This is a genomic window from Williamsia sp. Y853, from assembly GCF_056786495.1.
Genome location: NZ_JBXCJC010000001.1, coordinates 1,240,560 through 1,255,489, shown reverse-complemented (window position 1 = coordinate 1,255,489; position 14,930 = coordinate 1,240,560). Strand labels below are relative to the sequence as shown.

Genomic DNA, 14,930 nt, shown 5'->3' with positions numbered 1-14,930 from the left:
GGTCACGAGAACAATCAAGAGGAGAAGGCGAGAATGTCGAAATCACCTGTGATCGTCGGAGTCGACGGTTCTGAAAGCTCGGATCAAGCCGTTGTATGGGCCGCGAACACCGCCCAGCTGACCGGCAGTGACCTCGTTGTCGTCGGCGTCTACGAACCACAGCTCGGCGGATACGCTGCGTCGTCGTTGGCATACACCGGCGACCTCGTCGCCATTCTCAAGAAGGCTGCCGAAGACACCGTCGCAGCTTCCGAGCAGCTGGCCCGTACCACCGCCCCGTCGGTGCAGGTGTCCGGCCGGGTCGTCCCAGGGTCCCCCGCTTCGGTGCTGACCCACGAATCGGCCGACGCCGCAATGGTTGTCGTGGGTAGCCGCGGCCTCGGTGCAGTCCGTGGCCTGATCGCCGGATCTGTCAGCACGGGTGTGGCAGCGCACGCCACCAGTCCGGTGGCCGTCATCGCCCATGCCCCGGGCACCGGTCCGGTGGTGGTCGGCATCGACGGCTCCGAGATCGCCGATCGTGCGCTCACAGCAGCGTTCGAGCAGGCCGCACTGCGGGGAACCAGCCTCACCGTCGTCCACACCTGGACGGACATGGCCACCAACACGTTCGGCGGGGTCGGAATCACCGACGAAATGATCCAAGAGGTCCGGGACGAGGCCAACAAGCTTGTCGCCGAACGAGTTGCGGCCCACTCAGTCGGATTCCCCGGCGTCGGGGTCTCGACCGTTGTCGCCGCGGACGGACCCGCACACCAGCTGCTGACCGCTGCCGCCGAAGGAGCCCAGCTCCTGGTCCTCGGCAGTCGTGGACGCGGCGGTTTCACCGGCCTGCTGCTGGGGTCTGTGAGCCAGACGGTGCTGCACCATGCGCCGAGCCCGGTCCTGATCATCAACTCCCACAACAGCTGATCTTCCGCGTACTGCACTCGGCCCCGCATGCTCTACGGAGTGCGCGGGGCCGAGTTCGGTAAGTGGTGTGTGGTCGGGTTACGAGTCACAGCGCAGTCAGATCACAGAACGGTGAGGATCCGCGGTCCGTCTGCAGTGATCGCAATCGTGTGCTCGCAATGGGCGGCGCGAGCACCGGATGCGCTTCGCAGCTCCCACCCGTCGGCGGCATGAACGTATCTGTCGTCGCCACCACGGATCAGCATCGGTTCGATCGCGATCACCAGTCCGACACGAAGTTTCATACCGCGGCCCGCCCGTCCCTCATTGGGGACGTGTGGGGCTTCATGCATCGCCTTGCCGATGCCGTGACCGCCGTGGTTTTCGAGCATCCCGTATCCGGCTGCGCGAGCCGGTCCTTCGATCGCATGCCCGATGTCGCCCATCTGACCGCCGGGTTGGGCGGCTTCGATACCGCGCAACAGCGCGGCCTCGGTTGCTGCGATCAAGTCCACGTCGGCCGGATCAGCTTCACCCACAATAAAACTGACCGCGGCATCACCACACCAGCCGTCGAGGAATGCCCCGCAGTCGATACTCACCAGATCGCCGTCGCGCAACTTTCGCCCATCGGGGATGCCGTGCACGATCGCATTGTTGACGCTGGCGCAGATGACTCCGGTAAACGGCGACGGAGCCCACTTCGGGTGGTAGTTCAAAAACGGCGACTTCGCTCCGGCCCCGGAGATGACGGCAGCTGCCACATCGTCGAGTTCTTTGAGAGTTGAACCGACAGCGGCGTGCGCCTCAACCGCGCTCAGCGCCCGCGCCACCACCCGGCCTGCCTCGCGCATCATCTCGATCTCACCCGGTGACTTGAGTTGCACCATTGCCACGCCCCTTTCGCCGTCCCCCGCCATAATCCTCCACTACGAAGCCCGGGGGACGACGCCTACTCTGCGTCGACCGCATCCGTCGACGAGGCGGCCGCAGACGTGGCCTGCGCCTGGGTCTCGGGTTCGGTCCAGCGGGTTTCCGGTTCGGCGCTTGCTTTGCCGTCAGGACCTGCGGCGTCAGGGGTATCGGCGGTATCGGGGCTGTCTGCGGTATCGGGTGCCCGGTGTTTCCCGACGTACTCTGCCGGTGCCGCTTCCCGGTCCGCAGCTGTTACGTCTTCAGCGGGCGCCTCGAACGAAACCGGTGCCGCTGCCGTCCTGGCGGACCCCGACGAGGACCCGGACGTCGAGGATCCGGACCATGAGGATCCGGACGACGACTGGAACAGGTCGGTCTCGACCCGGATGCCCGACGGTCCGCCCACACCGACCCGCAGAATGTCGCGATCGAAGTTCGGGATCGGCAGCGGGATCAAGCCCGCGTCGTCGTTGAAGAACTCGAGGGATGTCGGGTCCGCGATCGCGTAGACGTACTCGGGTGAACCGGCCTCCTGACTCACGCTGAAGATGAACAGCACTCCCACACAGCTGCCGACACTTGAATGGGAGGCCTGGGCGAAGATCGCCATGCAGCTGACGTTCTCGACGAGTCCGAGCGGGACATCACCGATCGCCGTCGCGAACCCACCCAGAGCAAGAGCAGAAGCGTCGCCGGCACCAGCAAACGCAATGGTGACGCCGAGCGGCAGCGACGTCGCCTTCGTGGTGCCCGGCTCCTGTTTGAAGCTGAACTGCGGAAGGTTGACCGCAACCGCCGCAGACAAGAAACCCCAGGCATTCGCTTCAGCGGTGCTGCCTGCCGATGCGAATTGCGAGTCCGCGTAGGCCAGACCCGGTCCGGAAATCTTGGCTTCGGTACCGCCCAGAATGAGCGTGCCGAAGATGGGCAAACGCAGGTCTTTGCGCGCGGCTGCAGTGCTGTTGAGGTCGACCGGCAAGCCGAGCAGCGGCAACAATTCCCCAACCGGCGGATCGATACTCCCCGTGCAATCGAGATTGCCGGTGGCTACGCCACTCCCACCGGCGCATTCGACAAGCGGCCCGAACTCGAACGCCGACGCCTGCCCGGCGCCGAAGGTGACAGTGGCACCCATCGCCGCGGTCATCAGAGCCGCAGTGGCCACCCCGGCCCGTTGTTTCTGGCGGCGAGCGCTCTTGGACTTCTGCGAACCTGCTCTTGCGCCTCGCGACATTGCGGACCGCCTCTCTGCTGGACTGAATCGAAATTACAGTCCGGTCAGGGCCGCGAATCCCAAATCGCCCGATTACCCAAAAGTGCACATAACGGTCCCCGGGCCCGGACAACGCCGTCCGAACGGTGGTGTCACGACAAAGTAGGGAGATCTGACTCATAGAACCGGGTTGTCGACGCCGGGTTTTGGCGTCCCATCTGGAAGAATCTGCCGCGTGAGTGCGACCGTGACCGACCTGTCCGTCGCATCACACTCTCCTCATACCGCCCCTGGCAACGAATACCGAGTCGATCTCGACGGCCTACGCGGCATCGCGATCACTCTGGTGGCGGTCTTCCACATCTGGTTCGGCAGGGTCTCCGGCGGAGTTGACGTCTTCCTGACCCTGTCGGGTTACTTCTTTGTCGCTTCGCTCCTCAAGCACGTCCTCGCGACGTCCCCTGCCACCGCCGGCTGGACGAACACCCTGAACCCGGGGCCGCGGCTGTGGCGCCTGGCCCGACGACTGCTGCCAGCACTGCTCACGGTGCTCGTGTTCATCGTGGTGATGTGCCTGATCCTCATGCCCAGGACCAGGTGGGCGCCTTTGGGCAGTGAAGTGATCGCGTCGGCGTTCTACTACCAGAACTGGCATCTGGCGCTCGCCGCCCAGGACTACACGGCAGCCGACTCGGCGAACAGTCCGCTGCAGCATCTGTGGTCGATGTCGGTGCAGGGGCAGTTCTTTGTGGTCACCCTTCTCGCGGCGCTGGCGCTCGGCGGGGTCCTGAAGGTGTTGGCCATGCGATTTCCCACGTTCCGCAAACCAGTGGTGATCAAGTCGATCATTGGCACGGCGTTGCTGGGGGTCGCACTGCTGTCGTTTGCTTGGGCGCACCATCGCCACGGCATCAATCAGCCGTTCAACTACTACGACACCATTGCCCGCACCTGGGAACCGATCGCCGGCGGGCTGCTCGCGGTCGCGATGCCCCGGGTCCGGATGCCCCAGTGGCTGCGCAACACCCTCGGACTCGTCGCCCTGGGCCTGATCATCACGTGCGGCTGGTGGATCGTCGGAGTCCAGCAGTATCCGTCGACGATGGCACTGGTACCCGTCGGCGCCACGCTGCTCCTGATCTGGAGCGGCTCACGGCAGACCGCACCCACCGACATCACCGGACCCGCCGCGGTCAGCTCCTGGCTGGCCCACCCCTCGATCGTCTGGCTCGGTTCCATCGCCTACGCGCTGTATCTCTGGCACTGGCCGCTGCTGATCTTCTACTTGACCTGGCGTTACAAGGACAGCGTCAACGTCATCGAAGGGGCAGGCATCATTGCGGCCTCACTGGCACTGGCATGGGCGACAACCAAGTTCATCGAAAAGCCGCTGCGCCAACCCAAGGAAAAGCGACTGCGTCAATCGAACCAGGCCCCCGTGGACGCGCAGCGCCGCCGGCAATGGTTGAGCTACGCATCGGTTCTCACGTCGACGCTCGTCGTTCTCACGGCCGTCGCCGGAGTCGGCATCGTCGCGTGGAACAACCACGTCAAGAACCTGACCATCGACACCGAGAACCTCGACCCCCGGCTCTACCCGGGAGCCCGCGCCTACCTCGACGGCACACCTGTTCCCCACGTCGAGGCAGAGCCCACTCCGGATGTGGCCGACAAGGATTGGCCGATAACGTCATACGACTCCGTCATCTCCGGATGGAAGGACGGTTCGATCAATGTCGGGGTCTACGGCGACCCCACCGCGCAGCGGACCGTCGCTCTCGTCGGCGGGTCGCATGCCGAGTACTGGATCACGGCGCTCGACGCAGTCGGCAAACAGCAGGGCTTCAAGGTCACGACGTATCTGAAGGTCGGGTGTCCGCTGACCACCGAGCACGTCTTCACCTGGTTCGGACAGAAGTATTACCAGTGCAACGAATGGTCGCGGGACGTGATGGACCGTCTCGCCATCGACAAGCCAGATGTGGTGTTCACCAACAGCACTCGGCCGGTCGAAGGTGAGGTCACCGGCGACTTCGTCCCGCAGGATTACATCGACATCTTCAGCGAGTTCCGCGACCGCGGCCAGAAAGTCATTGCGGTCCGCGACAATCCATGGACTGTCGGCAAAGAGAGCCCGCCGGAGTGCCTGGCGCTGGGTAAGAAACCGTCGGCCTGCGGCGTCGAGCGGTCGCTGGTGATGGCGCCGACCGATCCGGCACTGGCCATCGCAGGCGACTTCCCCAACATAAGCTTTCTCGACTACACCGACGCGATGTGCGACGCCACCTACTGCCCGGCGGTCGTCGGAAACATCCTGGTGTGGCACGACTTCCACCACCTCAGTGCCACGTTTGTGCGGAGTCTGATCCCGGCGCTGGGCACCGACATGCAAAAGGTGTTGTCCGGCTGGTGGTGAGTACGCAGAAGGCCGGGGCCGCGCGCGGCTATCGGTTCGATCTCGACGGTTTGCGCGGGCTGGCGATCACGCTCGTGGTCGTCTTCCATATCTGGTTCAATCGGGTCTCCGGCGGGGTTGACGTCTTTCTGACCCTGTCCGGCTACTTCTTTGCGGCATCGCTGCTCAAACACATCCTGGCAAATTCCGCCGGATCGGGCTCGACGTGGGCCGCAGCCTTGAATCCGCTCGGCCGGCTGTGGCGCCTTGCCCGACGGTTGGTACCGGCGCTGGTCACCGTGCTGGTCGCCGTCGTTGTGCTCGCCGTGGCCGTGCTGCCGCGGGCCCGCTGGGAAGGGCTGGGCGACGAGGTGATCGCCTCGGCGCTCTATTTCCAGAACTGGCATCTGGCGCTGGCCGCACAGGACTACGCCGCCGCAGACTCGGCAAACAGCCCGATGCAGCATTTGTGGTCGATGTCGGTGCAGGGCCAGTTCTTTGCCGCCACGCTGGTGGCACTACTGCTGGCCGGCGGAGCGGTCCGATTGATCGGTGTCCGCTCGGAGACCTTCCGGCGCCCAGCGGTCATACGCGGCGCACTGGCCGGCGTCATCGCCCTCGCGGCGCTGGCATCGTTCGCCTGGGCGACACATCGACACGGAATCAACCAGCCGTTCAACTACTACGACACCTTTGCCCGGGCCTGGGAGCCGCTACTCGGTGGCCTCCTGGCGTTGTGGATGCCCCGTGTTGCGTTGGCGCAGTGGATCCGCAATGTGACCGGCGCCGCAGCACTGGTTCTCATCGTCAGCTGTGGATGGTGGATCTCCGGCGTCGACGAGTATCCGTCGACGATGGCTTTGGTACCCGTGGGAGCGACGGCGCTGCTGATCTGGATCGGATCGACTCACACCGCTCCGGCCGTGCCCAATCCGTCCGCCATACCCGAGCCGGCACAGGTGAGTTCGTGGCTGGCCCATCCTCGACTCGTCTGGCTCGGATCCATCGCCTACTCGCTGTACCTCTGGCATTGGCCCGTTTTGATCTTCTATTTGGCCTGGCGCTATCAGAGCGACGTCTCGCTCCTCGAGGGTGCCGGGATCGTCGCGGTGTCGGTGGTACTCGCTTATCTGACAACCAAATTCATCGAAGTGCCACTTCGGGCCGGCCGCGCGAAGGTCAAGCCGGCGCGGATCAACGGGCGCCGCACACTGGTACCGGGTTATGCCACGGCCCTCACGTGTGTGCTCGTGGTCCTCACCGCCGGCACCGGTCTGGCGATCCATGAATGGCAGTCCCGTTCGGCAAACCTGATCATCGACGCACAGAACCTGGACCCGGAGCTGTATCCGGGCGCCCGGGCATTTTGGGGCAACGCAGCGGTTCCGAGAGTCAGTCCGCAACCGAATGCACTTGCCGTCAAGAATGATTGGCCAATCTCGTCGGGCGATGGAGTTGTATCCGGATGGACTGATGGTTCGGTGCGGGTGGGTGTTTACGGCGCTCGTGATGCCACCCGGACGATCGCAGTGGTCGGTGGCTCACACTCCGAACATTGGCTGACCGCTCTCGATGCGATCGGCCGGGAGCAGAACTTCCGGGTGACGACCTACCTGAAGGTCGGTTGCCCGTTGATCACCGACACAATCCTCACCCCGATCGGCGACGAGTACCCACAATGCAACGAGTGGTCGCGGATGGTGATGGATCAGCTTGCCGTCGACCAACCCGACGTCGTCTTCACCACCAGCACCCGCCCCACCGACGGCGAGGGTTCCGGCGACTACATCCCGTCCGACTACCTCGACATCTTCACCGAGTTCCGCGACCGCGGTCAGCAGGTGATCGCGATTCGCGACACCCCATGGGCGCTCGGCCCCGAGCTGACTCCGCCGGAGTGCCTCGCGGAAGGCAGATCAGCCATCGACTGCGGGGTCGATCGCGAGCAGGCGCTGTCCCCGGAGGATCCCACCCTCGCCATCCGATCGCAGTTCCCGAACATGTCGTTCCTCGACTTCTCCGACGCCCTCTGCGACGACACCAATTGTCCGGCGATCGTCGGAAACATCCTGGTGTGGCACGACTATCACCACCTGACCACGGCTTTCGTCTCGAGCTTGACCCAGGCCATGTCCGACGGCCTACGGGATGCGCTGCCCGGCTGGTGGTGACCCGGTCGGTGGCGATCCGACTGCTTGACTAGCTCTCGGTGCCTGCCCACCGCGCGATGTCCGCATCTGTGATCTCGACCGGAGCGGCGGCCGGTTGGGTGATACGGATGTGGTTACCGAAGGGATCGCGCAGTGCACAGTCGATACCGTAGGGCTGCTCTGCCGGCTCCTCGGTGAACTCCACACCCTTGGCCAACAGTTCTTTGTAGGTCTTGTGGCAGTCGTCCGTGGTCAGGGTGGCGGCCATCCCGAGCGCCCCTTTGGTCAGGACGTCACGAACCTGCGCTGCCACGTCTTCGGTCATCGAAGGCGGTGCAGGAACCTCGAGGAGGATGTGCCGGCCGGGGTCGGACGGCAGTGCGATGGTGAGCCACCGCATGAAACCCATGTCGACGTCGTCCGCGACTTCGAAGCCGAGCTTGCCGACGTAGAAGTCAAGCGCTTCATCCTGATTGAGAACCATGACCGAGTGGATTCCGATTTTGTTGAACATAGGTGAACAGTAGAGCCCGTCAGTGTGTTGGCGCTTCTCCGAAACTGCTCGGTTTCGACCAGGTCTTCACAAAGCACACCGGCACACGCAACGGTTGTGCGCGAGCGCGGAATTCACTGGGCGAGCTACCCGTGATGGCTCGGAAGGTCCGGCTGAACGTGCCAAGGCTCTCGAAGCCGACTTTGCGCGCGACGTCCGTCACCGATGCGTCCGGACCACGTAGCAACGCCATCGCCCGCTCGATCCGTCGCCGTTGCAGGTGCCGATGGGGTGTTTCACCGAACGTCGCCCGAAAGGTGCGGATGAAATGGGCAGGCGACATGTACGCGATGGCGGCCAGCTTCGCGATGTCCAACTCGCTCGCGTACTGGCGGTCCATCGTGTCTCGGGCGCGCAGCAGGCGCCGATTTTGATCTTCAGCAGGGCTCATCGACACACCAGCAGCCTAGTGGTCCGTTGACCCGCACGTCAGACGACGTTGTATTGACGCGGCGCCAGCCTAAGTCGACAGCGAACACCTGCGCCTCTACGGTTTCTCCTCGAACACTGCCACAACAAGTTCGGGCACATCCGACGGTCTCAGGACCACTGATCCCACGCGAGTTTGATGGACATCACGACCACCACTGACAGGAGCGCGATCCGAATCACGCCCGTGCCGCGGTTGAGCACCGTCCGCGACCCGAGAATCGATCCGATGACGTTGGCAACGGCGAGCATCAAACCCAGTGCCCACCAGATGTTTCCATGGATGGCAAAGACCACGAGTGCTCCGAGGTTGGTGGCAGTGTTGGCGATCTTGGCCAGCGCCGCACTCTCGATGAAGTTGCGCGACAACAACGCGGTGAGCGCGATGATGAGGAACATGCCGGTCCCCGGACCGAAAATGCCGTCGTAGTAACCGATCACGGCAAACGTGATACACGCACCGATCATCTGCTTGCCGGTCAGCGGCGGACTCTGGCCACTGTTACTCCCGAACGAGGGCCGGACCGCGACAAAGATCCCCACCGCCAGCATCAGCACGATCACCAACGGCCGGATCACGTCGGCCGAGATCGCTGCCGCCGACAGCGCACCGGCAGCAGAAGAGACAAACGCGATCGGTACCGACACCAGCGCCAGCTTGCGGGGAACCGTGACCGCTCTCGAATAGTTGAATGCGGCCACACTCGTCCCCGCGATCGCCGCGAGCTTGTTGGTTCCCAGCGCCGTCGCCGGCACCGCGCCCGGAAAGGCGATCAGTATCGCCGGGATGAGGATCAGCCCGCCACCGCCGATGACAGCGTCGATCCAGCCTGCCACCCCCGCCGCCGCGAGCAACAACACCAGGACATCCCAGTCCGGAATCATCGCGCCCACCTGTCATGCATCACTGCACCGTAGATCGCACGCCGTTGTGATCCGGATCTCCCGTCTAGCAAGTGAACAGATGGTTACGGCATGCTGTACGCGATGCTTTCCCAGAACTCCACGCGCAACGCGATCGCGACGACCGTCACCGAGACGGGTCGCCCGCGGACTCGCCGCGCTTATCTCCATCACGTGGACCTGATCCGCGCGGCCACATTTTCCCTGGTCATCTTCGTGCATTGCCTCACCGCGACGACCGACGAGTTCAACAGCATGCCGGTGAATTCGACGACGCTGCTGCTGCATTTCACCCGGAACATGTTCTTTGCGCTGACCGGGTTCGTGTTGATGTATCAGAATTTCGATCGGACTGATTTCCGGACGGTCCACTTCTGGCGTCGTCGGATCAAGCTCGTGATCATCCCGTATCTCATCTGGTCATTCATCTATTGGGTGATCGAGGACATGTGGGATCGCGGCCGCCTCGGCGAGGTTCCGGGAAGCCTGGACGAGTTCTGGGATCTGCTCAAGTGGGGCCTATCGGGCTTCCATATGTACTTCCTGTTCGTGATGCTGCAGGTGTACCTGCTGTTCCCATTGGTCCTGTGGATTGTCCGCGCGACCAGGAACCACCACGCGGCGCTGCTCGCGGCCAGTTTTGCGGCCCAGATCGCGATCGTTTCGATCATCACGTACTGGGAGCCGCCTGCCGACTGGGCCGGCGTCTGGTGGCACTACTACGCCACATTCGTCCCGTACCAGTTCTTCATCTTCCTGGGCTCGGTCGCCGCGGTACATCGCGAGCAGATCCGGCTCTGGCTGCAGGGCAAGGGCTCGTGGCTGTTCGCGGCCCTGCTGCTCACCGCGGGTTTCGCGCTCGTCGCGTTCTGGCGACGCGTGTGGGGCCTGGACCAGATCCCCATGTACGCAAGTGCCGCCTTCCAGCCGACGCTGTTGCTCTTCCTGGTCGTGGCCATCACCTGCCTGTACGCGCTGGGCCAGCACTGGACCGACACGTACCGGCTACAGACGCCCGGTTTCGACCGGTTGGTCAAGTACGCATCGAACCGGTCGTTCAGCGTGTTCCTGTGCCACGCCATCGTCATCTTCGCGATCTTGCACCCACAGAAGAACGGACAACCGTGGATCAACACCCTCGGCTCCCCGTGGGCCCCGATGCTGATGTACTTCGGCACGATCGCGGGTTCGCTGCTGCTGGTCGAGATCCTGCGCCGCCTCCCCGGTTCGTCCTACCTGACCGGACGCCCACGCCTTCCGCTGCCAGCTCAATTCACCAGCACACCGCCTAGTTCGTCAGGCTCGTCAACAACGCCCGCGGCCGCGCCAGAAATGTCTCGCGAATGACGTTCCGGGCCACCGTCCACACCACGCAATCGCAGTCGGCGTAGACCCCGCGAGCATCGACCCCGACATCACGGCACAGCGCGATCGCGCGCCCGAGGTGGAAGTCCTGCGTCACGATGAGAACGTCGTCGAAGCCGAAGACGTCCCGGGCCCGACGACAGCTGGCCGCGGTGTCGTATCCTTCCGGGTCGTCGACGATCGCGGTGGCCGGGACGCCATGTTCTTCGAGGTAGGCCCGCATCACAGCCGGTTCGTTTCCGGCCTCGGGGCGCCCGTTGCCGGAGTTGAGGATTCGCTCCACCCGGCCCGTTCGGTACAGCTCGAGGGCGGTCTCGAGGCGGCCCCGCACATACGAGCCGGGCCCCTGATCATCAACCTTCGACCCCAGCACCAGGGCAATGGGCGCCGACGGTGCGTCAGGGGCCGAGAATTCGCGGTCGAACGCCATCACATAAATCCACGTGGCAGCCACTGCGATGACAAACTGGACAGAGATGGCGACCACACCGATCAACGCAAGGATTCTGACGCGATTTATGGCAGACATCACAATGAACCTTACCGATTAGTAACTTAGGTCTACCTGCGCAATAGTGCTGTGAAGCCAAGCCTTAACGTACCTATCGGAGAACACTGCGTGCACTCTGCGCTGTGTACTGCCATCCCGGTGAACGCCCGCCTTCTGTTTCGAAGTAGCTGCAACGGAAGTCGGGGAGTTCGGTAAGAGAAAGGTCGAGACGCCGTGAATGCCACGACGATCACCCTAGGAACCATCGGGGCGCTCCTGAGCCTCGTGTGTTGGGCCCTATTCCTCCGTGGAGTCGGCCGAATCTTCCGGACGATCATGAAGGGTCAGCCGGCGCCAGATCGCTGGCGCCCCTTCATCCCGCGCTTCAAGACGATGATGGTCGAATTCATCGCGCACACCCGGATGAACAAGTTCCGGACCGTCGGCTGGGCGCACTGGCTGGTGATGATCGGCTTCCTACTCGGATCACTGCTGTGGTTCGAGGCCTACGGACAGACGTTCAACCCGGAATTCCACTGGCCGATCTTCGGTGACACCTTCGCCTGGCATCTGCTGGACGAGATCCTGGGCCTGGGCACCGTGATCGGCATCGTCGTGCTGATCATCATCCGACAGATCAATCACCCCCGCGTGCCCGAGCGCCTCTCCCGGTTCGGTGGCTCCAACTTCAGTGCCGCGTACTTCGTCGAGATCGTCGTCCTGCTCGAGGGCCTGGGCATGATCTTCGTGAAGGCCGGCAAGATCGCCACCTACGGCCACGCCAACGCCGGCTCCGACTTTTTCACCATGCAGGTCGCCAAGCTCCTGCCCGCGAGCGCGGTCATGGTCTCGATCTTCGCGCTGATCAAGCTGATGAGCGGCATGGTCTGGCTCGCTGCCGTCGGCCGCAACATCACCTGGGGCGTTGCCTGGCACCGGTTCGCGGCATTCTTCAACATCTACTTCAAGCGTGAAGACGACGGCGGCGTTGCACTCGGTGCGGCCAAGCCGATGATGTCGGGCGGCAAGGTCCTCGACATGGAGACCGCAGATCCCGACGTCGACGCGTTCGGTGCAGGCAAGATCGAGGACTTCTCCTGGAAGGGCTGGCTCGACTTCACCACGTGTACCGAGTGTGGTCGCTGCCAGAGCCAGTGCCCGGCCTGGAACACCGGAAAGCCGTTGTCACCCAAGCTGCTCATCATGTCGCTGCGTGACCACGGTTACGCCAAGGCGCCGTATCTGCTGGCCGGCGGAAAGAAAGACCTGGGCGGCGACGAGGTGGGTCTGGTCGACGCCGAGGGAAACGTCTTGCAGGACAAGCTCGACGCGATCCCCGAGTCCGCCCGTACCGAGGCCGAGCGCAAGCTCGTCGGTGAGAGCGAGGGCACCACCGGTGCCGTCATCGACACCGAGACATTGTGGAGCTGCACCCAGTGTGGCGCCTGTGTGGAACAGTGCCCCGTCGACATCGAGCACGTCGACCACATCATCGACATGCGCCGCTACCAGGTGCTGATCGAGTCGGACTTCCCGACCGAACTCGCCGGACTGTTCAAGAACCTCGAGAACAAGGGCAACCCCTGGGGCCAGAACTCCAAGGACCGCACCAAGTGGATCGACGAGATGGACATCGAGATCCCGGTGTTCGGCAAGGACGTCGAGAGCTTCGAAGGCTTTGAGTACCTGTTCTGGGTCGGTTGTGCCGGTGCCTACGAGGACCGCGCCAAGAAGACCACCAAGGCAGTTGCCGAGCTGCTCGACATCGCAGCCGTCGACTTCCTGGTCCTGGGTGAGGGCGAGACCTGTACCGGTGACTCCGCTCGCCGCGCGGGCAACGAGTTCCTGTTCCAGATGCTGGCGCAGCAGAACATCGAGATGCTCGGAGAGCTCTTCGCCACCGCCCCGCAGCAGAAGAAGAAGATCGTCGTCACCTGTGCGCACTGCTTCAACGCCCTTGGCAACGAGTACCCGCAGGTGGGTGGCAACTACGAGGTCGTGCACCACACGCAGCTGCTGAACCGACTTGTCCGCGACAAGCGACTGATCCCGGTCGCCGAGGTCAACGAGGACATCACCTACCACGATCCTTGCTTCCTGGGTCGCCACAACAAGGTCTACGACGCTCCCCGCGAGCTGATGGCCGCCTCGGGCGCCACTCTCAAGGAGATGCCTCGCCACGGCGAGCGGTCGATGTGCTGTGGCGCCGGTGGCGCCCGCATGTGGATGGAAGAGAGCATCGGCAAGCGCATCAACATCGACCGGGTCGACGAGGCCCTGGGCACCAACCCCAAAAAGGTTGCCACCGGTTGCCCGTTCTGCAAGGTGATGTTGACCGACGGTGTCACCGCACAGACAGCAGGAACCGAGAACGAGGGCAAGGTCGAGGTTGTCGACGTCGCGCAGCTGATCCTGGAGTCCGTCAAGCGCGGTGCTCCCGAGATCAAGCGGGGTGGACGGTTCCTCGGAGCCGCCTCGCTCGGCCTCTCTGCTCCGACGATCGAGCCCGAAGTCCAGAAGGCACCTGAGCCGGCCAAGGTCGCAGCGCCCGCAGCTGCAGCCACCGCCTCGACCGACACCATCGAGAAGCCAAAGGTCGGCGGCGGCCTGGGTATCGGCGGCGGAGCCAAGAAGCCCGGCGGCGGTGCACCTAAACCAGGTGGAGGCGCCCCCAAGCCCGGTGGCGCAGCCAAGAAGCCAGGTGGACTCGGTATCGGCGGCGGCGCGAAGAAGCCCGGCGGCGGAGCTCCCAAACCAGGTGGGGCAAAGCCTGCGGCAGCAGCACCAGCGGAAGCCGAAACCGAGGCACCCACAGCCGAGGCACCGGCAGCCGAGACCGCTCCAACCGAAACCGCAGCACCCGCTGCCAAGGGTCTGGCCATCGGCGGCGGCGCCAAGCGTCCGGGTGCACCCCGTCCCGGCGGCGCAGCCAAGAAGCCGGGCGCAGCCAAGCCCGCAGCAGCCGAGCCCGCAGCGGCAGAACCTGCTGAAGCACCGGTAGCCGAGGCCACTCCCGAAGAGGCCAAGCCGGCAGCTGCACCCGTGAAGGGTCTGGCCATCGGCGGCGGTGCAAAAAGGCCGGGCTCGCCCGGGGCCAAGCGTCCGGGAGCACCGCGTCCCGGCGGCGCAGCCAAGAAGCCGGGCGCAGCCAAGGCCGCGCCAGCGCCAACAGCCGAACCGGCCGCGGAACCGGCTCCTGCCGAAGCCGCACCGGAAGAAGTTGCAACCGAAGCCGTGACCGAGACTCCGAAGGAGCCCACGGTTCCGGTCAAGGGTCTGGCCATCGGCGGGAAGGCCAAGCGTCCGGGCGCAAAACGTCCCGGAGCGCCGAAGCCTGCCGCAGCAGCACCAGCTGCGGAACCGGAGACGGTCGACGCGAAGGTCGCCGTGACCGAGGCAGCCGAGCCTGAGACGACTGAGCCCGAGGTAACTCAGCCCGAGCCAACTCAGGCCCAGCCCACTCAGACCGAGCCCACTCAGGAGATGTCGACGGAGACCCCATCGACAAACGGTGAGGCGCGGACGCTCAGCGAATCCGGACCGGCAAAGGCCAAGGGCTTCGGCATCGCAGCAGGCAAGAAGCGGCCGGGTAAGAGCTGACCTACCCGGGTCAAAATTAGAGAAAC

General features: G+C 64.1%; 11 protein-coding genes. 5 read left to right on the top strand and 6 right to left on the bottom strand.

Annotation, left to right across the window (positions count from 1 at the left end):
• Window positions 1–33: 33 nt before the first annotated feature.
• A complete protein-coding gene (locus AC1TPF_RS05980; RefSeq protein WP_482136036.1) occupies window positions 34–912 on the top strand; it encodes a universal stress protein in 879 nt (292 codons plus the stop codon).
• A gap of 101 nt (window positions 913–1,013) precedes the next feature.
• On the opposite strand, the gene map is transcribed toward AC1TPF_RS05980, so the two are convergent.
• Together map and AC1TPF_RS05970 are read right to left on the bottom strand one after the other, a co-directional pair.
• Window positions 1,014–1,781, bottom strand: coding sequence for a type I methionyl aminopeptidase (gene map, locus AC1TPF_RS05975; protein ID WP_482136037.1), 768 nt, complete (start codon window positions 1,779–1,781; stop codon window positions 1,014–1,016).
• Between the two features lie 62 nt (window positions 1,782–1,843).
• Window positions 1,844–3,040: a hypothetical protein gene (locus AC1TPF_RS05970; protein ID WP_482143083.1), complete on the bottom strand. Its 1,197-nt coding sequence runs from the start codon at window positions 3,038–3,040 to the stop codon at window positions 1,844–1,846.
• Between the two features lie 214 nt (window positions 3,041–3,254).
• On the opposite strand from AC1TPF_RS05970, the gene AC1TPF_RS05965 reads away from it, so the two are divergent.
• Together AC1TPF_RS05965 and AC1TPF_RS05960 are read left to right on the top strand one after the other, a co-directional pair.
• On the top strand, window positions 3,255–5,435 hold the full coding sequence (locus AC1TPF_RS05965; protein WP_482136039.1) for an acyltransferase family protein: 2,181 nt from the start codon (window positions 3,255–3,257) through the stop codon (window positions 5,433–5,435).
• On the top strand, window positions 5,432–7,585 hold the full coding sequence (locus AC1TPF_RS05960; protein ID WP_482143081.1) for an acyltransferase family protein: 2,154 nt from the start codon (window positions 5,432–5,434) through the stop codon (window positions 7,583–7,585). The genes AC1TPF_RS05965 and AC1TPF_RS05960 overlap by 4 nt, the downstream gene beginning before the upstream one ends.
• A gap of 28 nt (window positions 7,586–7,613) precedes the next feature.
• Here AC1TPF_RS05960 and AC1TPF_RS05955 read toward each other — a convergent pair whose 3' ends face one another.
• The 3 genes from AC1TPF_RS05955 to AC1TPF_RS05945 form a co-directional block, all read right to left on the bottom strand.
• The gene (locus tag AC1TPF_RS05955; RefSeq protein ID WP_482136041.1) at window positions 7,614–8,078 is read right to left on the bottom strand and encodes a VOC family protein; all 465 of its coding nucleotides are present in this window, start codon (window positions 8,076–8,078) and stop codon (window positions 7,614–7,616) included.
• A 19-nt stretch (window positions 8,079–8,097) separates the two neighbouring features.
• Window positions 8,098–8,508, bottom strand: a complete 411-nt coding sequence (locus AC1TPF_RS05950; protein ID WP_482143079.1) for a helix-turn-helix domain-containing protein — start codon at window positions 8,506–8,508, stop codon at window positions 8,098–8,100.
• A 149-nt stretch (window positions 8,509–8,657) separates the two neighbouring features.
• On the bottom strand, window positions 8,658–9,431 hold the full coding sequence (locus tag AC1TPF_RS05945; protein WP_482143078.1) for a TSUP family transporter: 774 nt from the start codon (window positions 9,429–9,431) through the stop codon (window positions 8,658–8,660).
• A gap of 102 nt (window positions 9,432–9,533) precedes the next feature.
• Here AC1TPF_RS05945 and AC1TPF_RS05940 point away from each other — a divergent pair, with 102 nt between their 5' ends.
• Window positions 9,534–10,796, top strand: coding sequence for an acyltransferase (locus AC1TPF_RS05940; protein WP_482143077.1), 1,263 nt, complete (start codon window positions 9,534–9,536; stop codon window positions 10,794–10,796).
• Here AC1TPF_RS05940 and AC1TPF_RS05935 read toward each other — a convergent pair.
• A complete protein-coding gene (locus AC1TPF_RS05935; RefSeq protein WP_482143076.1) occupies window positions 10,738–11,343 on the bottom strand; it encodes a SanA/YdcF family protein in 606 nt (201 codons plus the stop codon). The genes AC1TPF_RS05940 and AC1TPF_RS05935 overlap by 59 nt on opposite strands.
• 195 nt (window positions 11,344–11,538) lie before the next feature.
• Here AC1TPF_RS05935 and AC1TPF_RS05930 point away from each other — a divergent pair, with 195 nt between their 5' ends.
• On the top strand, window positions 11,539–14,904 hold the full coding sequence (locus tag AC1TPF_RS05930; RefSeq protein ID WP_482143074.1) for a (Fe-S)-binding protein: 3,366 nt from the start codon (window positions 11,539–11,541) through the stop codon (window positions 14,902–14,904).
• Window positions 14,905–14,930 lie beyond the last annotated feature (26 nt).